26 protein-coding genes are annotated in these 22,577 nt (G+C 71.1%); 16 read left to right on the top strand and 10 right to left on the bottom strand.

What is annotated here, in order from left to right:
• Window positions 1-47 precede the first annotated feature (47 nt).
• Complete coding sequence (cgtA, locus tag AC3ANR_RS05235; RefSeq protein ID WP_488290818.1) at window positions 48-1,130, top strand: Obg family GTPase CgtA; 1,083 nt, start codon at window positions 48-50, stop codon at window positions 1,128-1,130.
• Between the two features lie 38 nt (window positions 1,131-1,168).
• On the top strand, window positions 1,169-2,290 hold the full coding sequence (proB, locus tag AC3ANR_RS05240) for a glutamate 5-kinase (RefSeq protein ID WP_488291756.1): 1,122 nt from the start codon (window positions 1,169-1,171) through the stop codon (window positions 2,288-2,290).
• A 6-nt stretch (window positions 2,291-2,296) separates the two neighbouring features.
• On the opposite strand, the gene AC3ANR_RS05245 is transcribed toward proB, so the two are convergent.
• Together AC3ANR_RS05245 and AC3ANR_RS05250 are read right to left on the bottom strand one after the other, a co-directional pair.
• A complete protein-coding gene (locus AC3ANR_RS05245) occupies window positions 2,297-2,803 on the bottom strand; it encodes a CNP1-like family protein (protein WP_488290819.1) in 507 nt (168 codons plus the stop codon).
• Window positions 2,793-3,443: an RNA pyrophosphohydrolase gene (locus AC3ANR_RS05250; RefSeq protein WP_488290820.1), complete on the bottom strand. Its 651-nt coding sequence runs from the start codon at window positions 3,441-3,443 to the stop codon at window positions 2,793-2,795. The genes AC3ANR_RS05245 and AC3ANR_RS05250 overlap by 11 nt, the downstream gene beginning before the upstream one ends.
• An 86-nt stretch (window positions 3,444-3,529) precedes the next feature.
• Here AC3ANR_RS05250 and AC3ANR_RS05255 point away from each other — a divergent pair, with 86 nt between their 5' ends.
• Entirely contained in the window at window positions 3,530-5,275 is a 1,746-nt protein-coding gene (locus tag AC3ANR_RS05255) for a proline--tRNA ligase (protein ID WP_488290821.1), read from the top strand.
• A complete protein-coding gene (locus AC3ANR_RS05260; protein WP_488290822.1) occupies window positions 5,272-5,928 on the top strand; it encodes a lytic transglycosylase domain-containing protein in 657 nt (218 codons plus the stop codon). The genes AC3ANR_RS05255 and AC3ANR_RS05260 overlap by 4 nt, the downstream gene beginning before the upstream one ends.
• An 18-nt stretch (window positions 5,929-5,946) precedes the next feature.
• Here the strand turns inward: AC3ANR_RS05260 and AC3ANR_RS05265 are convergent, their stop codons facing one another.
• The 5 genes from AC3ANR_RS05265 to hemA all read right to left on the bottom strand — a co-directional run bounded on the left by AC3ANR_RS05265 (window position 5,947) and on the right by hemA (window position 10,757).
• Entirely contained in the window at window positions 5,947-6,945 is a 999-nt protein-coding gene (locus AC3ANR_RS05265) for an AAA family ATPase (protein ID WP_488290823.1), read from the bottom strand.
• A gap of 141 nt (window positions 6,946-7,086) precedes the next feature.
• Window positions 7,087-7,422 carry a Grx4 family monothiol glutaredoxin gene (gene grxD, locus AC3ANR_RS05270; protein ID WP_488290824.1) on the bottom strand — a complete coding sequence of 112 codons (336 nt, stop codon included), beginning with the start codon at window positions 7,420-7,422 and terminating at the stop codon, window positions 7,087-7,089.
• 45 nt (window positions 7,423-7,467) lie between these two features.
• Window positions 7,468-8,295 (bottom strand): peptide chain release factor N(5)-glutamine methyltransferase, encoded by an 828-nt coding sequence (gene prmC / locus AC3ANR_RS05275; protein ID WP_488290825.1) that lies wholly within the window; start codon window positions 8,293-8,295, stop codon window positions 7,468-7,470.
• On the bottom strand, window positions 8,292-9,389 hold the full coding sequence (gene prfA / locus AC3ANR_RS05280) for a peptide chain release factor 1 (protein ID WP_488290826.1): 1,098 nt from the start codon (window positions 9,387-9,389) through the stop codon (window positions 8,292-8,294). Before prfA ends, prmC begins: the two co-directional genes overlap by 4 nt.
• Before the next feature lie 96 nt (window positions 9,390-9,485).
• On the bottom strand, window positions 9,486-10,757 hold the full coding sequence (gene hemA, locus AC3ANR_RS05285; RefSeq protein WP_488290827.1) for a glutamyl-tRNA reductase: 1,272 nt from the start codon (window positions 10,755-10,757) through the stop codon (window positions 9,486-9,488).
• A gap of 61 nt (window positions 10,758-10,818) precedes the next feature.
• On the opposite strand from hemA, the gene AC3ANR_RS05290 reads away from it, so the two are divergent.
• From AC3ANR_RS05290 to queF, 5 genes are read left to right on the top strand one after another with little or no spacing between them, the layout of a single operon-like run.
• The gene (locus AC3ANR_RS05290; protein ID WP_488290828.1) at window positions 10,819-11,094 is read left to right on the top strand and encodes a hypothetical protein; all 276 of its coding nucleotides are present in this window, start codon (window positions 10,819-10,821) and stop codon (window positions 11,092-11,094) included.
• An 11-nt stretch (window positions 11,095-11,105) separates the two neighbouring features.
• Window positions 11,106-11,882 carry a peroxide stress protein YaaA gene (yaaA, locus tag AC3ANR_RS05295; RefSeq protein WP_488290829.1) on the top strand — a complete coding sequence of 259 codons (777 nt, stop codon included), beginning with the start codon at window positions 11,106-11,108 and terminating at the stop codon, window positions 11,880-11,882.
• Window positions 11,879-12,739: a 2OG-Fe(II) oxygenase gene (locus AC3ANR_RS05300; protein WP_488290830.1), complete on the top strand. Its 861-nt coding sequence runs from the start codon at window positions 11,879-11,881 to the stop codon at window positions 12,737-12,739. Before yaaA ends, AC3ANR_RS05300 begins: the two co-directional genes overlap by 4 nt.
• Before the next feature lie 16 nt (window positions 12,740-12,755).
• The gene (locus tag AC3ANR_RS05305) at window positions 12,756-13,646 is read left to right on the top strand and encodes an alpha/beta fold hydrolase (protein WP_488290831.1); all 891 of its coding nucleotides are present in this window, start codon (window positions 12,756-12,758) and stop codon (window positions 13,644-13,646) included.
• A complete protein-coding gene (gene queF / locus AC3ANR_RS05310; RefSeq protein WP_488290832.1) occupies window positions 13,643-14,488 on the top strand; it encodes an NADPH-dependent 7-cyano-7-deazaguanine reductase QueF in 846 nt (281 codons plus the stop codon). The genes AC3ANR_RS05305 and queF overlap by 4 nt, the downstream gene beginning before the upstream one ends.
• Here queF and AC3ANR_RS05315 read toward each other — a convergent pair.
• The 3 genes from AC3ANR_RS05315 to dinB all read right to left on the bottom strand — a co-directional run bounded on the left by AC3ANR_RS05315 (window position 14,456) and on the right by dinB (window position 17,301).
• On the bottom strand, window positions 14,456-14,758 hold the full coding sequence (locus tag AC3ANR_RS05315) for a hypothetical protein (protein ID WP_488290833.1): 303 nt from the start codon (window positions 14,756-14,758) through the stop codon (window positions 14,456-14,458). The genes queF and AC3ANR_RS05315 overlap by 33 nt on opposite strands.
• A gap of 81 nt (window positions 14,759-14,839) precedes the next feature.
• Window positions 14,840-15,955 carry a hypothetical protein gene (locus AC3ANR_RS05320; RefSeq protein WP_488290834.1) on the bottom strand — a complete coding sequence of 372 codons (1,116 nt, stop codon included), beginning with the start codon at window positions 15,953-15,955 and terminating at the stop codon, window positions 14,840-14,842.
• 158 nt (window positions 15,956-16,113) lie between these two features.
• Window positions 16,114-17,301, bottom strand: coding sequence for a DNA polymerase IV (dinB, locus tag AC3ANR_RS05325; RefSeq protein ID WP_488291757.1), 1,188 nt, complete (start codon window positions 17,299-17,301; stop codon window positions 16,114-16,116).
• A gap of 224 nt (window positions 17,302-17,525) precedes the next feature.
• Between dinB and AC3ANR_RS05330 the strand changes: the two genes are divergently transcribed.
• Genes AC3ANR_RS05330 through AC3ANR_RS05360 form a run of 7 tightly spaced genes read left to right on the top strand, consistent with a single transcriptional unit; the run spans window position 17,526 to window position 22,460 of the window.
• The gene (locus tag AC3ANR_RS05330; RefSeq protein WP_488290835.1) at window positions 17,526-17,921 is read left to right on the top strand and encodes a group III truncated hemoglobin; all 396 of its coding nucleotides are present in this window, start codon (window positions 17,526-17,528) and stop codon (window positions 17,919-17,921) included.
• The gene (locus AC3ANR_RS05335) at window positions 17,921-19,564 is read left to right on the top strand and encodes a cbb3-type cytochrome c oxidase subunit I (RefSeq protein WP_488290836.1); all 1,644 of its coding nucleotides are present in this window, start codon (window positions 17,921-17,923) and stop codon (window positions 19,562-19,564) included. Before AC3ANR_RS05330 ends, AC3ANR_RS05335 begins: the two co-directional genes overlap by 1 nt.
• Window positions 19,554-20,156, top strand: a complete 603-nt coding sequence (locus AC3ANR_RS05340; RefSeq protein ID WP_488290837.1) for a cbb3-type cytochrome c oxidase subunit II — start codon at window positions 19,554-19,556, stop codon at window positions 20,154-20,156. Before AC3ANR_RS05335 ends, AC3ANR_RS05340 begins: the two co-directional genes overlap by 11 nt.
• 4 nt (window positions 20,157-20,160) lie before the next feature.
• The gene (locus tag AC3ANR_RS05345) at window positions 20,161-20,763 is read left to right on the top strand and encodes a c-type cytochrome (protein WP_488290838.1); all 603 of its coding nucleotides are present in this window, start codon (window positions 20,161-20,163) and stop codon (window positions 20,761-20,763) included.
• Between the two features lie 16 nt (window positions 20,764-20,779).
• Window positions 20,780-21,241: an RrF2 family transcriptional regulator gene (locus tag AC3ANR_RS05350; RefSeq protein WP_488290839.1), complete on the top strand. Its 462-nt coding sequence runs from the start codon at window positions 20,780-20,782 to the stop codon at window positions 21,239-21,241.
• Window positions 21,241-21,864 carry an SCO family protein gene (locus AC3ANR_RS05355; protein WP_488290840.1) on the top strand — a complete coding sequence of 208 codons (624 nt, stop codon included), beginning with the start codon at window positions 21,241-21,243 and terminating at the stop codon, window positions 21,862-21,864. The genes AC3ANR_RS05350 and AC3ANR_RS05355 overlap by 1 nt, the downstream gene beginning before the upstream one ends.
• A 14-nt stretch (window positions 21,865-21,878) precedes the next feature.
• Window positions 21,879-22,460, top strand: a complete 582-nt coding sequence (locus AC3ANR_RS05360; protein ID WP_488290841.1) for a hypothetical protein — start codon at window positions 21,879-21,881, stop codon at window positions 22,458-22,460.
• Window positions 22,461-22,577: the final 117 nt, after the last annotated feature.

Genomic DNA, 22,577 nt, shown 5'->3' on the forward strand with positions numbered 1-22,577 from the left:
CAGGTCCGAAGCCCCGACTTGCTCGGGGCTTCGTCATTTGGAATCCCATGAAATTCGTCGACGAAGCCTTCATCGACGTCGCCGCCGGCGACGGTGGAAACGGCTGCGTCTCGTTCCGCCACGAGAAGTACAAGGAATTCGGCGGCCCCAACGGGGGTGACGGCGGCCGGGGCGGGCATGTGTTCGCCGTGGCGGACCCGAACCTCAACACGCTGGTGGACTACCGCTTCTCGCGCCGGCACGAGGCCAAGCGCGGCGAGCACGGCATGGGCTCGGACATGTTCGGCCATGCCGGCGCCGACATCACGCTGAAGATGCCCGTGGGCACCATCATCACGGACGCCGAGACGGGCGAGGTGCTGCACGAGCTGCTCGAGCCGGGCGAGACCATCGTCCTGGCCAAGGGCGGCGATGGCGGCTTCGGCAACATGCGCTTCAAGAGCTCGATCAACCGGGCGCCGCGGCAAAAGACGCCCGGCTGGCCGGGCGAGAAGAAGAACCTGAAGCTCGAGCTGAAGGTGCTGGCCGATGTCGGCCTGCTGGGCATGCCCAACGCCGGCAAGTCGACGCTGATTGCGGCCATCTCCAACGCGCGGCCGAAGATTGCCGACTATCCGTTCACGACGCTGCATCCCAACCTGGGTGTCGTGCGCGTCGGGCCGGAGCAGAGCTTCGTCGTCGCCGACGTGCCGGGCCTGATCGAGGGCGCCGCCGAAGGCGCGGGCCTGGGCCACCAGTTCCTGCGCCACCTGCAGCGCACGCGCCTGCTGCTGCACCTCGTGGACATCGCGCCGTTCGACGAGGGTGTCGACCCGGTCGCGCAGGCCAAGGCCATCGTCGCCGAGCTGAAGAAGTACGACCAGGCGCTGTACGACAAGCCGCGCTGGCTGGTGCTGAACAAGCTGGACATGGTGCCGGCCGACGAGCGCGAGGCGCGGGTGAAGGACTTCATCAAGCGCATGCGCTACAAGGGGCCGGTGTTCCAGATCTCCGCGCTCACGCGCGAAGGCTGCGAGGAACTGGTGAAGGCCGTGTACCAGCACGTGCGCGCGCGCCAGGTCGAGGAACAGCCGCCGGCAGCCGTCGACCCGCGTTTTGCGGACGCCGACGGCGCCGCACCCACGGAGTGAGCGCCATGGTCGGCACGGAGCCCGGGCTCGACCCCGCCATGCAGGACCTGCTGCGCCAGGCGCGCCGCATCGTCGTGAAGGTCGGCTCGAGCCTGGTCACCAACGAAGGGCGGGGCCTCGACGAGGCCGCCATCGGCGAGTGGTGCCGGCAACTCGCGGCGCTGGCGCGCGACGGGCGCGAGGTGATCATGGTCTCCAGCGGCGCCATCGCCGAAGGCATGAAGCGGCTCGGCTGGACCGCCCGCCCGCACGAGCTGAACGAGCTGCAGGCGGCCGCCGCGGTCGGCCAGATGGGGCTGGCGCAGATGTACGAGACCAAGCTGCGCGAGAACGGCCTGGGCTCGGCACAGGTGCTGCTCACGCACGCGGACCTGGCGGACCGCGAGCGTTACCTCAACGCGCGCTCCACGCTGCTGACCCTGCTGTCGCTAGGCGTCCTGCCCGTCATCAACGAGAACGACACGGTCGTCAACGACGAGATCAAGTTCGGCGACAACGACACGCTCGGTGCGCTGGTGGCCAACCTGGTCGAGGCCGACGTGCTGGTCATCCTCACCGACCAGAAGGGGCTGTACACGGCCGACCCGCGCAAAGAACCCGCCGCCCAGTTCGTGCACGTCGCCCGCGCGGGCGATCCCGATCTCGAGGCAATGGCCGGCGGTGCCGGCTCCAGCATCGGCAAGGGCGGGATGATCACCAAGATCCTCGCCGCCAAGCGCGCGGCCCGCTCGGGGGCGTCGACCGTCATCGCCTGGGGCCGCGAGCGCGACGCGCTGCTGCGCCTGTCCCGCGGCGAGGCCATCGGCACGCTGCTGGCGGCGCCCACCCAGAAGAGCCAGGCGCGCAAGCGCTGGATCGCCGACCACCTGCAGCTGCGCGGCGCCGTGCTCGTCGACGACGGCGCCGTGGCCAAGCTGGTGCGCGAGGGCAAGAGCCTGCTGCCGATCGGCATGACGGCGGTGGAGGGCGAGTTCTCGCGCGGCGAGGTCATCGCCGTGCGCGACGCCGCGGGCCGCGAGGTCGCGCGCGGGCTGGCCAACTACGCCAGCGCCGAGGCCCGGCTGCTGTGCCGCAAGGCCTCGGGCGAGATCGAGCGCCTGCTCGGCTACATGGCCGAGCCGGAGATGATCCACCGGACGAACCTGGTGGTCACGGGGTAGGGCGCCTCAGCGCGCCTCGTTCTGGAAGCGGTACTTGACCGAGGCGCCCAGGTCGCGGGCGATCTGCTCGGCCGAGACGTTCGTGCCATGGCCCATGCAGGCGCCGTTGCGGGCGACCTCGAGGCTGTGCCGCGTGGCGGAGGCGCCTCGCAGCGGTTTCCATTCCGGCTTGGCGGGCACCCAGCCGCCGTCGCGCGACTGGCGGGCATAGACACGCACCTCGGCCGTCTCGCACCGGATGCCTTCGTAGGAAGCGTTGAGCGCGCCGTCACGGCCGAGCGCAACCACCACGTAGCGCACCACGCGGTCGGGACCGATGACGATGGATGCCGGATCGACACCCCAGCGCAGGTCGGTCGCCCGGCCCAGGTCGAGCGGCACCAGGGCGTCGGTCCTGAGCGGCGGCGGCACGGGCGAGTCGGCCTCCTTCCAGTCGGGGTCGGGCGGAACGAGCTGCGCACCGGCGGCGCCGCAAAGCAGGGCGAGCGAGGCGGCCAGCAGCTTACGGTGCACGGTTGCCTTCTTCCGGGTGCGCTTTCAGGCCGGCCTGCGGGTCCGGCTCGAAGGTCGCGCCAGGGGGCAGCTCGAACGGCGCGACGGCGTGCGGCTCCGGCGGATGGTCGTGGTGCAGGTGGTCGCGCGTGCGCATGCCGCTGCGCAGGTAGCGGTTGCGGTGGTCGTGCCGCGGCACGAAGCGCGCGAGCTCGGTGAGCGCCATCTCGTACACCCCGCGCTTGAATTCGACCACCACGTCCAGCGGAACCCAGTAGTCGTTCCAGCGCCAGGCGTCGAACTCGGGATGGTTGGTGGCGCGCAGGTTCAGGTTCCAGTCCTGGCCCGTCAGCTGCAGCAGGTACCAGATCTGCTTCTGGCCCTTGTAGTGGCCGCGCGCGTCGCGGCGGATGTAGCGGTCGGGCACCTCGTAGCGCAACCAGTCGCGCGTGCGGGCGATGATGCGCACGTGCTCGGGCATGAGCCCGACCTCCTCGTGCAGCTCGCGGAACATCGCCTGCTCGGGCGTCTCCCCGCGATCGATCCCGCCTTGCGGAAATTGCCAGCTGTGGGTGCGGATCCGCTTGCCCCAGAACACCTGGTTTTTCTGGTTGAGCAGGATGATGCCGACGTTGGGCCTGAAGCCGTCCCGGTCAAGCATAATCAAACCCCAAACTTGTGAACTGAGTCCATTATGCACGCCGCCTTGCGTGCGCGCCAAGAGCTCAGCCGTCCTCGCTTCCCCGAATGAAAGCCTCCCAGTTCCTGATCTCCACGCTCAAGGAAGCGCCCGCCGATGCCGAGGTGGTGAGCCACCAGTTGATGATGCGCGCCGGCATGGTCAAGAAGCTCGGTGCCGGCATCTACACGTGGCTGCCCATGGGGCTGCGGGTGGTGCGCAAGATCGAGGGCATCGTGCGCGAGGAGATGGATCGCGCCGGCGCCGTCGAACTGCTGATGCCGGTCATCCAGCCGGCCGAGTTCTGGCAGGAGACCGGTCGCTGGGACAAGATGGGCCCGGAGCTCATGCGGGTGAAGGACCGGCACGACCGCGACTTCATCGTGCAGCCCACCAGCGAGGAAGTGGTCACCGACGTCGCCCGGCAGGAGCTGCGCAGCTACAAGCAGCTGCCCAAGAACCTGTACCACATCCAGACCAAGTTTCGTGACGAGCGGCGGCCGCGCTTCGGCGTGATGCGCAGCCGCGAGTTCATCATGAAGGACGCGTACAGCTTCGACCGCGATCCCGCCAGCGCGAAGGCCAGCTACGCCGTGATGGCCAGGGCATACCGCGCGATCTTCGATCGCTTCGGGCTGCGCTACCGCGCCGTGGCGGCCGACAGCGGCGCCATCGGTGGCGACCTGTCGGAGGAGTTCCAGGTCATCGCCGCCACCGGCGAGGACGCCATCGTCTTCTGTCCGGACAGCGAGTACGCCGCCAACATGGAGAAGGCCGAGGCGCTCGCGCCGACCGGCCCGCGCGGCGCGGCGAAGCACCGCATGGAGAAGGTGCCCACGCCGGGCAAGAGCACGTGCGCCGACGTGGCCGCGCTGCTCGGCCTGCCGCTGCACGACACTGTCAAGTCGCTCGTGCTGGCAACCGACCGGCTGAACGAAGCCGGCGAGATCGTGCAGACGCAGGTCTGGCTGCTGCTGCTGCGCGGCGACCACGACATGAACGAGATCAAGGTCGCCAAGGTGCCGGGCCTGGATGCGGGCTTCCGCTTCGCCACCGGCGCCGAGATCGCCGAGCACTTCGGCGCGCCGCCCGGTTATCTGGGGCCGGTGGGCCTGAAGCAGCCGGTGAAGGTCGTCGCCGACCGCGAGGTCGCCGTCATGGCCGACTGGGTCTGCGGCGCCAACGACGAGGGCCATCACCTGACCGGGGTGAACTGGGGCCGCGACCTGCCCGAGCCCGACGCCGTCGCCGACCTGCGCAACGTGGTCGAGGGCGACGTGTCGCCCGACGGCAAGGGCCGCCTGGCCATCGAGCGCGGCATCGAGGTCGGCCACGTGTTCTACCTCGGCACCAAGTACAGCAAGCCGATGAACGCGACGTTCCTCGACGAGACGGGCAAGCCGCAGCTGATGGAGATGGGCTGCTACGGCATCGGCATCACGCGCCTGCCGGCCGCGGCCATCGAGCAGAACCACGACGAGCGCGGGATCATCTGGCCCGACGCCATCGCGCCGTTCACCGTGGTGCTGTGCCCGATCGGCATGGACCGCAGCGCGGAGGTGAAGGCCGCCGCCGAACGGCTGCACGACGAACTCGCCGCCGCCGGCGTGGACGTCATGCTCGACGACCGGGGCGAGCGCCCCGGCGCCATGTTCGCCGACTGGGAACTTGTCGGCGTGCCCCACCGCGTCGTCGTGTCCGACCGCGGCCTGAAGGAAGGCCAGCTCGAATACCAGCACCGCCGCGACGCCGCGGCCACCAAGGTGCCGGTGGCCGAGGTGGTGTCGTTCCTGCGCGGCCGCCTGGCCGTGTGATCACCCGCCGGGCCTGGTGGCCCGCCACGGCGGCGGCCCTGGCGGGCTGGCGCTGGGCGCCGGCCCACGCCGGCGCGCAGGTCGAGGAGCCGCTCGCCGATTCGGTGCGCACCGCGCTCAGTTCCGCCATCGGCCGCGCCGCGCCCCCGGTCCCCGAGTTCGGCAGCACCGAAGCGCGCCTGGCCTACCTGCGGTGGCTCGGCGCGATGAGCCCGCGGCTGGCCCGGCGCAAGGTCGACTGGCAGGAGCGCAAGGAATTCCTGCAGACCGTCTGGTACGAGTCGCGCCGCGCCGGCCTGGACACGGCGCTGGTGCTGGGCCTGATCCAGGTCGAGAGCGGCTTTCGCAAGTACGCGGTCAGCGTGGTGGGCGCGCGCGGCTACATGCAGGTGATGCCGTTCTGGAGTCGCCTGATCGGCGATGGCGACGCGGGCAAGCTGTTCCACATGCAGACCAACCTGCGGTTCGGCTGCGTGATCCTGCGGCATTACCTGGAGCGCGAGCGCGGCAACCTGTTCCTCGCGCTCGGCCGCTACAACGGCAGCCGCGGGCAGGCGCCGTATCCGAACGCGGTGCTGGCCGCGCGCCGGCAGTGGGAGCACGACGACACCGGCGCGCCCAGGGCGGCCGAAGCCGCGCGTGGCGGCCCCTGACGCGGCCGGGGCCGCGGGTTATTGCAGGAAGCCCATGCGGCCCTTGCCGGCGCCGGCCCGGGGCAGGTCGTCGACGGCGACCTGGCCGCGCTGGTCCAGCCGCGCGTTGCCGAATCCGGTCATGAGCGCGCGGCGCATGTCGCGCGGCGCCAGTTCCGCCAGGGCATCGAGCAGGTCGTCGGCCGGTTCCGGATCGAAGCGGCTGCCCCAGCCGTGTTCGCCGCGGATCGACAGGTAGAGGTTGCGTGCGATCTGGCGCGCCGCCTCCAGCGACGGCGGCTCGATCTCGAACACGTTCATGCGGTTGAGGATGGGCTCGGGGATGCAGCGTTCGTCGTTGGCCGTCATGATCCAGATGACCTGGCTGGCGTCGATCGCGATCTCGGCGAACTCGTCGATGAAGGAGCCGGCGGTGTCGTGCTCCAGCAGCCCGTAGAGCGCGCCCAGCGGGTCGTACTGCGCATCGGCCGCCGCCTTGTCGATCTCGTCGACCACGATCACCGGATTGGCATACTGCCCGTCCACGATGGCCTCGAACACCTTGCCCGGCCTGGCGCCCTTCCACTGCGAGGAGGCGCCCGACAGCAGCCAGCCGGCCGTCATGGAACTCATGGGGACCAGGTTCATCCCGGTGCCCAGCAGGTCGGCGAGCTTGCGGGCGAAATGCGTCTTGCCGATGCCCGGCGGGCCCAGCAGCAGCATCGGCGTGACCTCCAGGCCGTCGCGCGAATCCTGTGCCAGGGCGACGTGGCGCTTCACGTCGTCGAGGGCGTCGGTGAAGTTGGGAAGCTGCTCGTAGAGCGCGGCCATGTCCGGAATGCCGCTGGGCTTGACCTGGAAGCGTTCCGGGCCCCGCTCGAGCATGCGCTCGTACGTGGTGCGCAGGCTGTCGTGGTCCTTGCCGGGCAGCTTGGCCAGCTTGCGCTCGACCTCGTGGGGCCGGAACACGCTGCGCACGTTCGCGATGGGAAGCTTGAACGAGGACGCCTGATGGGGCACCAAACTGCGGCTGTCCATGCACACTCCTTGATCGGCTGCTGGTTGATTCCAGCATAGGCCGTGCCAGAGTTCAACCGGGCGCAGCCGCAGCCGCAACCGGATGTCAGGAAAATGCCGAAGAGGTTGGCAGCCGCGCGCTGCGGCTGCTGACGCGGCCCGTCAGGCCGCCGAGCCGCCGTCGGAGCCCAGCACCTGCTGCAGCTCGCCGCTCTGGTACATCTCCATCATGATGTCCGAGCCGCCGATGAATTCGCCCTTGACGTACAGCTGGGGAATCGTCGGCCAGTTGCTGTATTCCTTGATGGCCTGGCGGATCTCGTCGTCCTCCAGCACGTTGACCGTGGTCACGGCCTTGGGATCGACCCCGCAGGCCTTGAGGATCTGCACGGCGCGGCCCGAGAAGCCGCACATCGGGAAGCTGGCGCTGCCCTTCATGAACAACAGGACGTCACTGCCCTTGACCAGCTGGTCGATGCGTTGTTGAACGTCGCTCATTCGAATCACTCCTTGGTGGGCCCTGCCCGCTGACTTGAGGTTGGATTATCCGTGTTCGGGCCGGCACCCACCGGTGCAGCGCCCGATGCCCGCAAGGTCCGTGCGGGAGCCCACTTGCGCCAGTCCCGCCTGGCCCAGCAGCTCGCGCACCGCCGCCGCCTGGTCCCAGCCGTGCTCGAGCAGCACCCAGCCGCCGGGATTCAGGTGGTCGCGGCACTGGCGCGCGATCGCCCGCAGGTCATCCAGTCCGTCGGCGCCGGCCGCGAGCGCGCTGCCCGGCTCGTGGCGCAAGGCGGCCAGGTGCGGATCGTCCTCGGCCACGTACGGCGGGTTGCTCACGATCAGGTCGAAGCGGCCCGGGTCCGGGCGCAACCAGTCGCCGTGGCGCCAGTCGACGGCCAGGCCGAGCCGCTGGCCGTTGGCCCGTGCGACGGCCAGCGCCGCCTCGCTCGCGTCCACCGCCATCACCCGTGCGTCCGGCCGGGCATGGCGGATCGCCAGGGCGATGGCGCCGCTGCCCGTGCCCAGGTCGACGACCGCGGGGGCGGGCAACGGCGCAAGCACCTCCAGCGCCCATTCCACCAGCGTCTCCGTCTCCGGCCGCGGCACCAGCACGCGGGCATCGACGAGGAGGTCCAGGCCGAAGAATTCCTTGTGCCCGACGATGTAGGCGACGGGCTCGCCGGCGAGGCGGCGCTGCCAGGCTTCGTGGCAGCGCGCCTGCACCTCGGGCGGCACCACGTCGCCGTCATGGGCGACGAGCCATGCGCGATCGGTGGCCGGGCGGCCCAGCGCGTGCAGCAGCAGCAGCTGTGCGTCCAGCCGCGCGACCCCGGCGGCGGCGGCCTGCGCGAGCAGCTGCGCGACCGTCATGCGGCCGGGGCGCCCAGGCCCAGTTCCAGGTCCTCCAGCTGCTCGGCCTTGCGCGCCAGCAGCAGCCCCTCGACCAGTTCGTCGAGCTCGCCTTCCATCACGAACGTCAGCTTGTACAGCGTGAGGTTGATGCGGTGGTCGGTCACCCGCCCTTGCGGGAAGTTGTAGGTGCGGATGCGGTCGCTGCGGTCGCCGCTGCCGATCAGGCCCTTGCGCGTGGCGGCCTCCCTGGCCGCGCGCTCGGCGCGTTCCTTCTCCTTGATCCGCGCGGCCAGCACCTGCAGCGCCTTGGCCTTGTTGCGGTGCTGGCTGCGGTCGTCCTGGCATTCGGCGACGATGCCGGTCGGGATGTGCGTGATGCGCACCGCCGAATCGGTCTTGTTGATGTGCTGGCCGCCCGCGCCGCTGGCGCGGAACGTGTCGATGCGCAGGTCGGCGGGGTTGATCTGCACCGCCTGCGCCTCGTCCGGCTCGGGCAGCGCCGCCACCGTGCAGGCGCTGGTGTGGATGCGCCCCTGCGTCTCGGTGGCCGGCACGCGCTGCACGCGATGGCCGCCCGACTCGAACTTGAGCTTGCCGTAGGTGCCGTCGCCCACGACCCGCAGCACGACCTCCTTGAAGCCGCCGACGTCGCCCGCGCTCTCGCTGACGATCTCGCAGCGCCAGCCCTGGCGCTCCGCGTACCTGGTGTACATGCGCAGCAGGTCGCCGGCGAACAGGGCCGATTCGTCGCCGCCCGTGCCGGCGCGGATCTCCAGGAAGGTGTTGCGAACGTCGTCCGGGTCCTTGGGCAGCAGCAGCTTCTGCAGTTCCTCCTCGAGCTGCGGCAGTTGCGTCTCGAGCGTGGCCACCTCGTCCCGGGCCATCTCGGCCAGGTCCGGATCGCCGAGCATCTCCTGCGCCTGCGCCAGCTGCGATTCGTGCTCGCGAAAGCGCTGGTACAGGCCCGCGACTTCGCTCACCTCGGCGTGCTCGCGCGTGAGGGCGCGAAAGCGCTCCATGTCCTGCACGACTTCGGGCTGCTGCAGGAAGAAATCGAGTTCCTGCAGGCGGACCGGGTAGCGCTCGAGTTGCTGGCGGAGGAAGGGTTTCAAGGAAGGCCGGGATCGGTGGTGGAGGAAGGCGCGGCACCACCGGCGGGTGGCACCCACCCGGCAGGCGGCGCCGGCGCGGAACGCGCCGGAAGGCCGCTAACGGCCCTTGCGCAGGAAGAAGTGCTGGATGGCGTCGCTGGCGCGCTCGCGCGAGGCGGCGTCGCCGGCGTGCAGTTCGGCCATCGCGCCGTGCAACATCTTCTGCGTCAGGCCCCGGGAAAGCGCCTCCAGCACCGCGTCGACGTCCTCGCCGCGGGCCAGCAGCCGGCGGGCACGGGCCAGTTCCGCCGAGCGCCACTCGTCGGCCTGCGCATTGAGCTGCTGGATCAGCGGCACGGCGTGGCGCTGGTCCATCCAGTGCAGGAAGCTCTGGACGCCGGCGTCGATGATCGCCTCGGCCTGCGCCACCGCGGCCTGGCGCTGGGCCTGCCCGGTCTGCACGACGTGCGCGAGGTCGTCCACGGTGTAGAGGTACACGTCCTCCAGCGCCTTGACCTCGGGTTCGATGTCGCGCGGCACGGCCAGGTCCACCATGAACATCGGGCGGTGCTTGCGCGCCTTGATCGCGCGCTCCACGGCGCCCAGGCCGATGATGGGAAGCTGGCTGGCGGTGGAGCTGACCACCGCGTCGAATTCATGCAGCCGCCCCGGCAGGTCCGCCAGCCGCATCACCTCGCCGCCGAATTTGGCGGCGAGCTTCTCGCCGCGCTCGAGCGTGCGGTTGGCGATCGCGATGCCAGCCGGGTTCTTCGCCGCGAAGTGGGTGGCGGCCAGCTCGATCATCTCGCCGGCGCCCACGAACAGGACCCGGATCTTGCCCAGGTCCTCGAACAGCTGGCCGGCCAGGCGCACCGCGGCGGCCGCCATGCTGATGGAGTGCGCGCCGATCTCGGTGGCCGAGCGCACTTCCTTGGCGACGGCGAAGGAGCGCTGGAACAGCTGGTTCAGCGTGGTGCCCAGGGCGCCGGCCTGCTCGGCCACCCGCACGGCGTCCTTGAGCTGGCCGAGGATCTGGGCCTCGCCCAGCACCATGGAATCGAGGCCGCTGGCGACGCGGAAGGCATGGCGCGCGGCCTGGCCGTCGCTCAGGGTGTAGGCATGCGAGCGCAGCACCGAGGTCGACACGCCGCCCGACTGGGCCAGCCACTCGATGGTCGGATCGAGGGCGTGCTCCGGACCGGCGCAGTAGATCTCGGTGCGGTTGCAGGTCGACAGGATGGCGGCTTCCGGCCGGCGCGACAGGCCGCCGTGCAGGCTCTGGCGCAAGGCGGCCAGCGTGGGCTCGATCTGGTCGATGGCGAACGCGAACCGGCCGCGCAGGTCCACCGGCGCGGTCGTGTGGTTGATGCCCAATGCCCAGACAGCCATGACGGGGATTATAAAATTCGCCGCTCCTTCAAGTACTTACGCTGGATCAAGTCCCTCGCGGATGGGCCCCTTCGACACCCTGCTGCACCTCCTTGGCCTGCTGGCGCCGGCGATCTTCCTGGCCGCCGTCCTGCCTCCGGCCGCCCGGCTCGCGCTGCGGGGGGGCCGGCCGGTGCTCCCCGGCTGGGCGCAGGCGCTGGCCGTGCTGCTGGCTGGCTCGGCCGTTCTGGCCGCCGGCCTGTGGTGGTTCGGCCGCGACGGCAAGATGGCCACCTATGCGGCCCTGGTGGCCGCGGCGGCCACCGTGCAGTGGCTGGCGCTGCGTCCCTGGCGCTGAGCCACGACCCCATGCTGTTCCTCCTTTCGCCGGCCAAGACCCTCGACTACGAATCCCCCCTGCCGGACCTGCCGCAGACCCTGCCTGCCTTCGACGACCATGCGGCCAAGCTGATCGGCGTGCTGCGCAAGAAATCGGCGCGCCAGGTCGCCCAGCTGATGGACCTGTCCGACAAGCTCGCCGCCCTGAACGTCGAGCGCTACGCGGCCTGGACGCCCACGGCCACCGCCGCCGGCGCGCGGCCCGCGGTGCTGGCGTTCAACGGCGACGTCTACGAGGGCCTGCAGGCCGCCAGCCTGTCGCGGGACGACCTCGACTGGGCCCAGCAGCACCTGTGCATCCTGAGCGGCCTGTACGGGCTGCTGCGGCCGCTGGACCGCCTGCAGCCGTACCGGCTGGAGATGGGCACCGCGCTGCCGGTCGGGCGGGCGCGCAACCTGTACCAGTACTGGGGCGGCGCCATCGCCGAGGCGCTCAACGCGCGGCTCGCGGCCGACGCCACCCCGGTGGTGGTGAACCTCGCCTCGCAGGAGTACTTCCGCGCCGTCGACGCCTCGCGCCTGAAGGCGCGGGTGGTCGAATGCGTGTTCGAGGAAGGTCGCGCCGGGCAGTTCAAGGTCGTGAGTTTCTTCGCCAAGAAGGCCCGCGGCCGCATGGCGCGGTTCGCGATCCAGCAGCGCATCCGCACCCCACGCCGCCTTGAAGAGTTCGACCTCGACGGTTATGCCTTCGATCCGGCCGCATCGCAGCCGGACCGGCTGGTGTTCCGTCGCACAATGCAGGCATGACCACGCAGACCCAGCAGCAGATCACGCCCGAACTTCGCAAGTGGATCGTGGACCAGGCGCAGGCAGGTCACCCCGCCGAAGCCGTGCTGCGCTCCATGCTTGCCTCCGGGTGGGAGCACGACGTCGCCGTCGAGGCGATGGAGACGACCCTGCGCGAGCACCTCGCGGCCCAGGCCGCGCAGCAGGGCATCCCCCCGGCCGTGCCGGTGCCGGACCCGAAGCTGGAGGAATCGCCGCTGTACGTGGATGCGGGCGACCGGCGCGTGCACGTGCTGCAGACCCTGTACAACCCGCGCGTCGTCGTGTTCGGCAACGTGCTGTCCGACGAGGAGTGCGACGCGCTGATCGAGCAGGCGCGTCCGCGCCTGGCGCGCTCGCTCACGGTGGCCACCAAGACCGGCGGCGAGGAGGTCAATGACGACCGCACCAGCCACGGCATGTTCTTCCAGCGCGGCGAGACCGAGCTGGTGCGGCGCATCGAGGCGCGGCTGGCGAAGCTGGTGAACTGGCCGGAAGAAAACGGCGAGGGGCTGCAGGTGCTGCACTACCGGCCGGGTGCCGAATACAAGCCGCACTACGACTACTTCGACCCGAAGGAGCCGGGCACGCCGACCATCCTCAAGCGGGGCGGCCAGCGCGTGGGCACGATCGTGATGTACCTGGCCGAACCCGAAAAGGGCGGCGGCACCACGTTCCCCGACGTGCACCTGGAGGTGTATCCCAAGCGCGGCCACGCGGTTTTCTTCAGCTACGAGCGCCCGCATCCGTCCACCCGCACCCTGCACGGCGGCGCGCCGGTGCTCGCGGGCGAGAAGTGGATCGCGACCAAGTGGCTGCGCGAGCGGCGCTTCGATTGAGCGCGCCGTCCCGCGCATGAAAGTCCAGGCGAACGGCACCGCCATCGAGGTCGAGGACAGCGGCGAGGCGGACCGGCCCGCCGTGCTGCTGGTCATGGGCCTGGGCATGCAGCTGATCGCCTGGCCGTCCGCCTTCACGCAGGCGCTGCGCGACGCGGGCTACCGCGTGATCCGCTTCGACAACCGCGACGCCGGGCTCTCGCAGGCCTTCCCCCAGCTGGGCGTGCCCAACCTGATGCTGACGTCGCTGCGCCACCGGCTCGGGCTGCGCGTGCGCACGCCGTACACGTTGCACGACATGGCGGCGGACACCCTCGGCGTGCTCGACGCGCTGCAGGTCGTCAGCGCGCATGTGGTGGGCGTGAGCATGGGCGGCATGATCGCCCAGCGGCTCGCGCTGGCGGCGCCGCAACGGGTGCGCTCGCTCACCAGCGTCATGAGCTCCAGCGGGGCGCGCCACCTGCCCGGGCCGCGGCCGCACGTGCTGCGCGCGATGCTCAGCCGCCCGGCCGGGCGGTCGGAAGACGCCATCGTCGACCACACCGTGAACCTGCTGCGCGCCATTGCGAGCCCCGGCTTCGCCTGGGACGAGGCGCAGCTGCGCGAGCGGGTGCGCATCGCGACCCGGCGCAACTTCAATCCGGGCGGCACCGTCCGCCAGATGGTGGCTGTCGCCGCCGACTCCGCCCGCGCGGGGGAGCTGTCCGCCCTGCGCACGCCCACGCTCGTCGTGCATGGCCGGGACGATCCGCTGGTGCCCTTCGCCTGCGGCGACGACACCGCGCGCCGCATTCCCGGCGCCCGCCTGGTCGGCGTGCCCGGCATGGGCCATGACCTTCCGCCAGGGGTGGTCGATCGCCTGCTCGAGGCATTGCTGCCGCACCTGCGGCAGACTTCGGCCCAATGAACTCCCCCGACCAGTCGCTGCTCGGCAAGCCGGCGCCGTACCGCGACCACTACGACCCCACGCTGCTGTTCCCGATCCCGCGCGCGGCCAAGCGCGAGGAACTGGGCATCACCGCCCAGCCGCCGTTCTTCGGCGCCGACCTCTGGACCGCCTACGAGCTGAGCTGGCTGACGCCGCGCGGCAAGCCGGTGGTGGCGATCGCGCATGTCACGGTGCCCTGCGAGACGCCCAACATCGTCGAGAGCAAGTCGTTCAAGCTGTACCTCAACAGCTTCACCAACACGCGTTTCGCGTCGGCCGACGAGGTGCTCGCCCGCCTGCGGGCGGACGTGAGCGAAGCGGCGTGGCGCGGCGCGCCGGCGGGCGGCACCGTGGGCGTGCGCCTGCTGGCGCCGGACCTGTTCGACCAGCAGCAGGTGCACGAGCTGGACGGGTTCAACCTGGACCGCCTCGACATCGAGTGCACCGACTACACGCCGCGGCCGGAGCTGCTCACCGCCGCCACCGACGAGCAGCCGGTGGAGGAGGTGCTGGTGAGCAACCTGCTCAAGAGCAATTGCCTCGTCACCGGCCAGCCCGACTGGGGCAGCGTGCAGATCCGGTACGCCGGGCCGCAGATCGACCAGGGCGGGCTGCTGCGCTACCTGGTGAGCTTTCGCAACCACAACGAGTTCCACGAGCAGTGCGTGGAGCGCATCTTCATGGACATCCGGCGCCAGTGCCGGCCCACCAAGCTCGCCGTCTATGCGCGCTACACCCGGCGCGGCGGGCTCGACATCAACCCGTTCCGCACCAGCCACCCGGTGGCGTTACCGGCGAACGTCCGGACGGCGCGGCAGTGACCGCGGCGCGGCGGCGCACAGCCAGTCGCAACGCAGCCGCTGCAGCCGGTGGGCCCGGAAGCGCCAGGCGGTGTACAGGTCGGGCGCGGACATCGCCACCACGCACAGTGGCGCCACCCACAGCGAGCCGAACGCGAACAGCGGCAGCCAGCCGATCCAGCCCACCATCCAGAGCATGAGCATCATGTCCCACAGGTGGTACTCCACCGGGTGGGAGGTGCGGTGGCCGACGTGCCACCTCTTGATGTGATGGAGTTCGTCGAGGGTCATTCGTCAGTTCCGTGTCAGTGAAACGCCCTGGCTGGTGCGGAGGAAGCAGCGGCCGGCAGCCAGGAGGGAAGGGCCGTGCCGTCAGCCCTGGCGCTGGAACAGCACCAGGCGTTGGCCCGGGGTGGATTGCGCGCCTTGCGACGCACGCAGCTCGATCTCGAACCGCGTGCCCGGTGCGGCGCGATGCGGGCCGAAGCTGAAGCTGAAGTCGCCGTTGGCGTCGGCCTGCACCGTCTGCTCGGCGATGGCCTCGGCGACGATGGCGCGGCCGTTCGTGACCGGTGGCACGGCCTCGACCCGCGCATGCACCAGTGCGTTGGGTGCCGTGCGCCCCTGCACCAGGGCGCCGCCGTCCACCTGCGTGTTGGGCGCCGGGTTCAGCACCTGCAGCGTCAGCGCGGTGGCCGGGCTGACCGGCGCCGCCGCGCCCAGCACGCGGCTGGGATCGGCGGTGGCGCCGGCGAACGAGGTGAGCGGCGCGGCCAGCTGGGCGGTCGTCGTGCGGCCGCCCTGCTGCAGGTTCGCCAGCACCGGGCCGGGACGCACGGCATCCTGCCGCCGCAGCGTGTAGCGGCCCACGTAATGGCCGGGCCGCTCCTCGCGCAAGGGCAGCGCCTCGGCGATGCCGGGCACGCTGACCGACGCCGAAGCGCCCGGGCTGCCGTCGACGGTGAAGCGCAATTCGGCGCCGGGCTGCAGCTGGTCGACCGGATCGGCCCCGAACCCAGCGATGCGAAGTGCCTGCGTCTCGCCGGCGACCGGCGGTGCCACGGGGGCGAGCGCCTGGAACGAGGACGGTAAGCTGAAGTCGGACACGACGGTGCGCGGCCCGGCCGCGAGGATGGCGCGGATCGAGCCCTTGGCGTCGAGGCGATCGTTGCGCCGGACCGTGTAGCTGCCGGTGTAGCGCCCTGGCGCCGTCTCGCGAAGCGGCACCTCCACCCCGGTGCCCAGCAGTTGCACCCTGGCGCGGCCGGCGGGCGTTCCGCGCACCGCGATGTCCAGCGTCGATCCGGGCGCGAGGCCCGAATCGGCGTTGACCTCGACCCCGTCCACGACCGGCGCGCGCTCGATGCGCGTCGCCGGCGCGGACGGCGCCTGGGCCTGCGCCGCCGCCGGCGCGACCAGCAGGCACACCAGCGCTGCTGCGATCAGCAGGGCCGGGCGGCGATGCGGGCGGGGGAGGGCTCGGGCCATGGGTCGATCGGCGGGGATCGGTCTGCCTGCAAGGTAGGCCGCGCGATGGCGATGTGCTGTAGGCGGTGCCCTGCGCCAGCGGTAGGAATGGGCTAGAGCCTGCTGTCGCCCGTGCCCGGACACCACCAGGGCTGGCTCGGCCGCGGCGCGCGGCCGCCTCAGCCGGTCTGGAACAGGTCGGGCGTGTGTTCCTCGGCGCGCGGCGGTGCCGGGGCCCGGGGCGGCTCGTCCTGCGCCCCGGCGCGGGCCAGCTTGCCCACGCGCACGCCCAGCAGCCGCAGCTTGCGATCGAGCGGAACGCGCTTGAGGCATTGCCCGGCCACCTGCCGGATCGTGCGCGCGTCGTCGGTGAAGCGTTCGATGGTCTGGTCGCGCGTGGCGATGCGGAAGTCGTCGTAGCGCAGCTTGATGCCGATGGTCTTGCCCACGTAGCCCTTGCGGCGCAGGTCGTCCGCCACGCGTTCGCACAGGTCGGTGAAGATGGCGCCGAGCTCGGCGCGGTCGCGCACGGCGTGCAGGTCGCGGTCGAACGTGGTCTCGCGGCTCATGGAGACCGGCTCGCTCTCGGTGACCACGGGCCGGTCGTCGCGGCCCCAGGCGGCGTCGTGCATCCAGGCGCCGGTGGAGCGGCCGAAGTTGTCGACCAGCCACTCGCGCTCCTGCGCGGCCAGGTCGCCGATGGTCAGCACGTGCAGCCGGTGCAGCTTGGCCTCGGCCTTGGGGCCGATGCCGTTGATCTTGCGCACCGCCAGCGGCCAGATCCTGGTCTGCAGGTCCTGCTCGTGGATGACGCAGATGCCATTGGGCTTGTTGAACTCGCTCGCCATCTTGGCGATCAGCTTGTTCGGCGCCACGCCGATCGAGCAGGTGAGCCCGGTCGCATCGAGGATGGATTTCTGGATCAGGCGCGCCAGCACCCGCCCGCCCTCGCGCTGGCCGCCCGGCACGTCGGTGAAGTCGATGTAGACCTCGTCGATGCCGCGGTCCTCCACCAGCGGCGCGATGTCGCGGATCACCGCCTTGAACGCGCGCGAGATGCGGCGCACCTCGTCGAAGTCCGCCGGCAGCACGATCGCCTGCGGGCAAAGGCGCGCCGCCTTCATCATGCCCATGGCCGATCCGACGCCGAACTGGCGCGCCGGGTAGGTGGCGGTGGTGATCACGCCGCGGCCGACATAGTCCTTCAGCAGCGGGAAGGCCGCGGGCGGGATCTCCGACAGCGGCCGGTCGGCGAAGCGCTCTCGCACCATGTCGTCCACCCGCCGCCGGCCGCCGCCGATCACCACCGGCAGCCCCTTGAGCTGCGGGTAGCGCAGCAGCTCCACGGACGCGAAGAAGGCGTCCATGTCCAGGTGGGCGATGCGGCGCTGGCGGGCGGTCACGCGCGCATTGTCGCGGCACTGCGGCGGCCTGCGCCGAGTCTCGCCGCCATCGGGCGCGATCGCGGGCAGGGCCGCACGCACGCCCCCAAATTCCCGCAGTGACCGAGGCGTTTTTGAAGATGCATCAAAAGTTCATCTTAAAATCCCGGTCGCGGCCCCGTGCCGCCTTTCCAAGCAAAGACGACGACATGCCCACCCCCGATCTCTGTACCGAAGACGAGGTGCACGCCCTGGTCCACGGTTTCTACGCGCGGATCCGCCAGGACGCGGTCCTTGGCCCGATCTTCGACACCCACATCACCAACTGGGAGCCCCACCTGGCCAAGATGGTCGACTTCTGGTCCGGCGCGCTGCGCGGCACCGCGCGCTTCCGCGGCACGCCGATGCCCAAGCACATTGCGCTGCCGGGCCTGACGGCCGACCTGTTCCAGCGCTGGCTGGCCCTGTTCGAGCAGACCACCGCGACGCTGGGCAACCCCGCGATGCAGGAGCGTGCGAACGACCTGGCGCACCGCGTCGCCCAGAGCCTCTGGTACGGCTACCGCATCAGCCGCGGCGAGAGCACCCTGGACGAGGCGGCGTGATGGACAGCGCGATCCTCAGCCTGCTGGGCGCCTTCCTCCTGTCCATCATCGGGCTCTTCGTCTTCATCTGGTCGCTGCGCCAGGGCCTGCTGGTGGAGAATCCGGCCGCGGCCGGCGTCATCTTCGCGCGCGGCGAGGTCGGCCGCGTGGACGACCCGGCGCTGGACGGCGCCGGCCATGACTCGTTGCAGCGCGCCAGCCAGCCCGCGCCGCACCCCCCCGACGAAGACGACCTGCGCACGCGCGTGCTGGCGGACCGATCGACGGCGCTCCCGGTGTTCCTGTTCATCGCCTTCGCCGGCTTCTGGCTGCTGCTGGGGTCGGTCGCCGGCCTGACCTCCTCGATCAAGCTGCACGAGCCCGACTGGCTGGTGCAGCAGGCGTGGCTCACGTTCGGGCGCCTGCGCACGGTGCACCTCACCGCGGTCCTGTACGGATGGATCACCAATGCGGCGATCGGCACCATCCTGTGGCTGCTGCCGCGGCTGCTGCGCACGCGGCTGCATGGCGCGCCCTGGACCCTGCTGGGAGGCGCGCTGCTCAACACCGGCATCGCCGCCGGCATCGGCGCCATCGCCGCCGGCTGGAGCGACGGGATGGAGTACCTGGAGATCCCGTGGCAGATCGGCATCTTCATCGTCGCGGGCTTCGTGATGATCGTGCTGCCGGTGCTGTTCACGCTGGTCAACCGCAAGGCCGAGCACCTGTACGTGAGCGTCTGGTACATGGTGGCCGGCCTGCTGTGGGTGACCGTGCTGTTCCTGGTGGCCAAGCTGCCGGGCGTGCACACCGGCGTGCAGCAGGCGACCACGAACTGGTGGTACGGCCACAACGTGCTGGGCCTGTGGTTCACGCCGGTGAGCGTCGGCGCCATCTACTACTTCCTGCCCAAGATCATCGGCCGGCCGGTGCGCTCGTACAACCTGTCGATCCTGGGCTTCTGGACCCTGGCGTTCTTCTACGGCCAGGTGGGCGGCCACCACCTGATCGGCGGCCCGGTGCCCGGCTGGCTGGTGACGCTGTCGATCGTGCAGAGCCTGATGATGGTGATCCCGGTCATCGCCTTCACGATCAACATGGCCGGCACGCTGCGCGGTCGCATGCACCTGGCGCGCTGGTCGCCGACGCTGCGCTTCATGATGTTCGGCGGCCTGGTCTACCTGGCCTCGTCGTTGCAGGGCTCGCTGGAGGCGCTGCGCAGCGTCAACGCCGTCACCCACTTCACGCACTACACGGTCGGCCACGCGCACCTGGGCGCCTACGGCTTCGTCAGCATGGTGCTGTTCGGCGCCATCTACTTCATGATGCCGCGCGTCCTGAACTGGGAGTGGCCGTACCCGCGCCTGATCACGGTGCACTTCTGGCTCGCCGCCGTCGGCATCGCCGTCTACTTCGTTGCCCTGACGGTCGGCGGCTGGCTGCAGGGCCTGGCGATGCTCGATCCGGCCCGCGCGTTCATGGAGTCGGTGACGCTCACGCGGCCGTACCTGCAGTGGCGTTCGGTCGGCGGCACGCTGATGCTCGCCAGCCACGCCGTGTTCGTCGGCCATTTCCTGGCGATGGCGCTGCGCTTCGGGCCGATGCGCACCGGCGCCGCGCTGTTCGCGCCGCGCCAGGACCTGGAGCTCGCGTATGGAAAATGAACTCAAGCTCGCCTCGGGCGCGATGGTCGCCCTGGGCGTGGCGACCGCCGCGCTGGTCGTCATGCCGTACGTGCAGGTGCGCGACGTGGCGCCGCCGCCCAGGCTGCAGCCCTACACCGACGCGCAACTGCGCGGCCGCGCGGTCTACATCGCCAACGGCTGCGTGTACTGCCACAGCCAGCAGCCGCGCGACCGCGGCCTTGGGCCGGACCTGCAGCGCGGCTGGGGCCGCGCCTCGGTGCCGGGCGACTATGTCTACGACAAGCCGCACCTGCTGGGCAGCATGCGCACCGGCCCGGACCTGTTCAACATCGGCGCCCGCCAGCCGAGCAAGGACTGGCACCTGGGCCACCTGTACCAGCCGCGCGCCTACGTGAAGGACTCGATCATGCCGTCCTACCCGTACCTGTTCCGAGTCAAGGACGCCAAGGATGCCGAGCGCGAAGGCGAGCAGCCGCTCAACCTGCCCCCGCCCTACGGCCCGATGGTGGGCCAGGTGGTCGTGCCGACGCCGGAGGCGCTCGACCTGGTCAAGTACCTCCAGGGCCTGGACCACACCTATCCGGTCCTGCCCGAGCAACCGAAGCCCTGAAGCCATGCCCACCCCAGCTCCCGCGCCCACGCCGGCGCAACTCCGCGAGCAAGCGGACCCGACCGAGCGCAGCCAGCCGATCCCGCTGCTGGTCGCCGGCATCGCCCTGGCCGTGGTGCTGGCCGGCGCCGGCTACATCCTGTTCTCCGACCCGTTCGGCGTGCCCGCGCTGGGCGACCGCCGCACGCTGGCCGACCTGGCGCCGGCGCAATCCACCGGCGGCGCCGCGGACGGCAAGCAGGTGTTCACCGCCAACTGCGTCGCCTGCCACCAGGCCGGCGGCACCGGCCTGCCGGGCGTGTTCCCGCCGCTGGACGGCTCCGAGTGGGTCAACGGCAAGGACCGCGTGCTGGCCAGCATCCTGCTGCACGGCATCGACGGCGAACTGAAGGTCAAGGGCGTCGCCTACAAGGGCGCGATGCCGTCGTTCCGGCAACTGGGCGACGCCGAGCTCGCGGCGGTCGCCAGTTATGTGCGTTCGAGCTGGTCCAACCAGTCGCCCGCCGTCGCGGCCGACGTGTTCGCCGCCGAACGCAAGGACAATCCGCGCGACAAGCCGTTCAGCGGCGGCGCCGAGCTCGAGGCGCTGGCCGCCCGATCCCCCTGAGCTCGAGGAACACCCCATGCGGCTCGCGCGCATGACCGACTACGCCATCCGGCTGCTGATTTACGTGGGCCAGCGGCCGGAGCGGCTGTGCACGATCGCCGAGGTCGCCGCCGCGTACGGGATCTCCGAGACGCACCTGATGAAGATCACCCACCAGCTCGGGCTGGGCGGGTGGCTGCAGACGCTGCGCGGCAAGGGCGGGGGCATCCGCCTGGCCAAGGAGCCTGCGGCCATCGCGCTGGGCGCCGTCGTGCGCACGATGGAGCCGGACTTCGACATCGTCGAATGCTTCTCCACGGGCAACACGTGCACGCTGACCGGCGACTGCGCGCTCACCGGCGTGATGGACGGCGCGCTGCGGCGGTTCATGGAGTACCTGGACGCGCACACGCTCGCCGACGTGCTGCCGCCGGCGCCGGCCCAGGCCGGCACGAAGCCGCTGCGCTTCCAGCCGCGGGTCCGGGCCGGGGCAGCGTGATGTGGCGCACCGCCGGTGCCTGCGCGGCGCTGCTGTGGGCGGCGTACGCGAGCGCGGCCTGGCTCACGCACGACTTCCAGGCCTGGACGGCCGAGGACGCGCGCCGCCTCGAAGTGGCGCTCGCGCCGGTCGACGTTCCCGACGTGGCCATCGAGGGCCCGGGCCTTCCCGCCGGCGGGCTGCGCGACGTGCTGGCCAACGGCAGCAACGTGACCGTGGTGGAGTTCTTCTATGCCCACTGCGATACGGTCTGCCTGTCCCTGGGCGCCACGTTCCAGCAGCTGCAGGCTTCGCTGCAGGCCCAGCCCGCCGGCGTGCGGCTGCTGTCCATCAGCTTCGATCCGCGGCGCGACACCAGCGACGCGCTGCAGGCCTATGCCCGCCGGATGCGGGCCGACCCGGCGCACTGGCGGTTCGTCCGCGTGCCCGACCCGGCGGCCACGGCACGCCTGTTGCGGGCCTTCCAGGTGGTCGTGGTGCCGGACGGGCGCGGCGACTTCGAACACAACGCCGCGCTGCTGGTGGTCGACGCCCGGGGCCGGCTGGTGCGCGTCTTCGACATCGCGCAGCAGCAGCTGGCACTCGACTACGCGCGCCACCTGGCGGAAGGGGGGCGGTCGTGATGCGGACGGGATGGATGGATGGTGTCCGCGCGGCGCTGGCCGGCGCCGCACTGGCGGCCGCCCTGGCGCTGCCGCCCCTGCGCGAGCTGCTCGAGTCCAGCATGCGCCTGCACATGCTGGTGCAGGCGCCGCTGCTGGCACTGGCCGGCTGGCTGCTCGTGGCGGGCCTGCCGCCGCGCGCGCGTGCGTTCGTGGACCGCTGGAACGGCTACGGCATCACCGGCCTGGTCCTGTTCGCGGCGGGCATGTCGCTGCTGATGATCCCGCGCCTGCTCGACCTGGTGCTGGTCGACCTGCGCCTCGAAGCGGCCAAGTGGGTCGTGCTGCTCGCCTGCGGCGCCGCGCTGCGCTTGTCCTGGGGCCGTGCCGGCTGGCTGGTGCAGGGCTTCTTCCTGGGCAACGTGCTGCCGATGCTGGGCGTGGCGGGGCAGCTGTACCAGGACTCGCCTTTGCGCCTTTGCAACGCCTACGGGCTAGCGGACCAGGTGGCCCTGGGCGGCGTGCTGGTCGCCACGGCCATCGCCAGCGGGCTGGCTTGGGCGGCCTGCCTGTTCGCCACGCTGGCGCGACGCGAAGCCCGCAGCCTGCCCGCTTGAGGGGCGGCCCCGAACGCGCTGCGCGTCGAGGCGCGGGGCTTCGAACCGCGCCCGCTTGCGGCGGGAGTCTCCCGTCGCTTGCGGCACGTTCCACTGCCCGTCACGCACGACGACGGG

This window comes from Ramlibacter sp. JJN2-2R (assembly GCF_057747835.1).

Excerpts from the sequence above, each read along its gene's own strand:
- proB (WP_488291756.1), top strand. The coding sequence starts at position 1,169 with ATGCAGGACCTGCTGCGCCAGGCGCGCCGCATCGTCGTGAAGGTCGGC.
- AC3ANR_RS05350 (WP_488290839.1), top strand. The coding sequence starts at position 20,780 with ATGCGGCTCGCGCGCATGACCGACTACGCCATCCGGCTGCTGATTTAC.
- AC3ANR_RS05250 (WP_488290820.1), bottom strand. The coding sequence starts at position 3,443 with ATGCTTGACCGGGACGGCTTCAGGCCCAACGTCGGCATCATCCTGCTC.
- prmC (WP_488290825.1), bottom strand. The coding sequence starts at position 8,295 with ATGACGGTCGCGCAGCTGCTCGCGCAGGCCGCCGCCGCCGGGGTCGCG.
- AC3ANR_RS05340 (WP_488290837.1), top strand. The coding sequence starts at position 19,554 with ATGGAAAATGAACTCAAGCTCGCCTCGGGCGCGATGGTCGCCCTGGGC.
- hemA (WP_488290827.1), bottom strand. The coding sequence starts at position 10,757 with ATGGCTGTCTGGGCATTGGGCATCAACCACACGACCGCGCCGGTGGAC.
- grxD (WP_488290824.1), bottom strand. The coding sequence starts at position 7,422 with ATGAGCGACGTTCAACAACGCATCGACCAGCTGGTCAAGGGCAGTGAC.
- AC3ANR_RS05305 (WP_488290831.1), top strand. The coding sequence starts at position 12,756 with ATGAAAGTCCAGGCGAACGGCACCGCCATCGAGGTCGAGGACAGCGGC.
- AC3ANR_RS05300 (WP_488290830.1), top strand. The coding sequence starts at position 11,879 with ATGACCACGCAGACCCAGCAGCAGATCACGCCCGAACTTCGCAAGTGG.
- queF (WP_488290832.1), top strand. The coding sequence starts at position 13,643 with ATGAACTCCCCCGACCAGTCGCTGCTCGGCAAGCCGGCGCCGTACCGC.
- AC3ANR_RS05355 (WP_488290840.1), top strand. The coding sequence starts at position 21,241 with ATGTGGCGCACCGCCGGTGCCTGCGCGGCGCTGCTGTGGGCGGCGTAC.
- cgtA (WP_488290818.1), top strand. The coding sequence starts at position 48 with ATGAAATTCGTCGACGAAGCCTTCATCGACGTCGCCGCCGGCGACGGT.
- AC3ANR_RS05360 (WP_488290841.1), top strand. The coding sequence starts at position 21,879 with ATGGATGGTGTCCGCGCGGCGCTGGCCGGCGCCGCACTGGCGGCCGCC.
- AC3ANR_RS05265 (WP_488290823.1), bottom strand. The coding sequence starts at position 6,945 with ATGGACAGCCGCAGTTTGGTGCCCCATCAGGCGTCCTCGTTCAAGCTT.
- AC3ANR_RS05255 (WP_488290821.1), top strand. The coding sequence starts at position 3,530 with ATGAAAGCCTCCCAGTTCCTGATCTCCACGCTCAAGGAAGCGCCCGCC.
- AC3ANR_RS05345 (WP_488290838.1), top strand. The coding sequence starts at position 20,161 with ATGCCCACCCCAGCTCCCGCGCCCACGCCGGCGCAACTCCGCGAGCAA.
- dinB (WP_488291757.1), bottom strand. The coding sequence starts at position 17,301 with ATGGACGCCTTCTTCGCGTCCGTGGAGCTGCTGCGCTACCCGCAGCTC.
- AC3ANR_RS05290 (WP_488290828.1), top strand. The coding sequence starts at position 10,819 with ATGGGCCCCTTCGACACCCTGCTGCACCTCCTTGGCCTGCTGGCGCCG.
- AC3ANR_RS05320 (WP_488290834.1), bottom strand. The coding sequence starts at position 15,955 with ATGGCCCGAGCCCTCCCCCGCCCGCATCGCCGCCCGGCCCTGCTGATC.
- AC3ANR_RS05335 (WP_488290836.1), top strand. The coding sequence starts at position 17,921 with ATGGACAGCGCGATCCTCAGCCTGCTGGGCGCCTTCCTCCTGTCCATC.
- AC3ANR_RS05330 (WP_488290835.1), top strand. The coding sequence starts at position 17,526 with ATGCCCACCCCCGATCTCTGTACCGAAGACGAGGTGCACGCCCTGGTC.
- yaaA (WP_488290829.1), top strand. The coding sequence starts at position 11,106 with ATGCTGTTCCTCCTTTCGCCGGCCAAGACCCTCGACTACGAATCCCCC.
- AC3ANR_RS05315 (WP_488290833.1), bottom strand. The coding sequence starts at position 14,758 with ATGACCCTCGACGAACTCCATCACATCAAGAGGTGGCACGTCGGCCAC.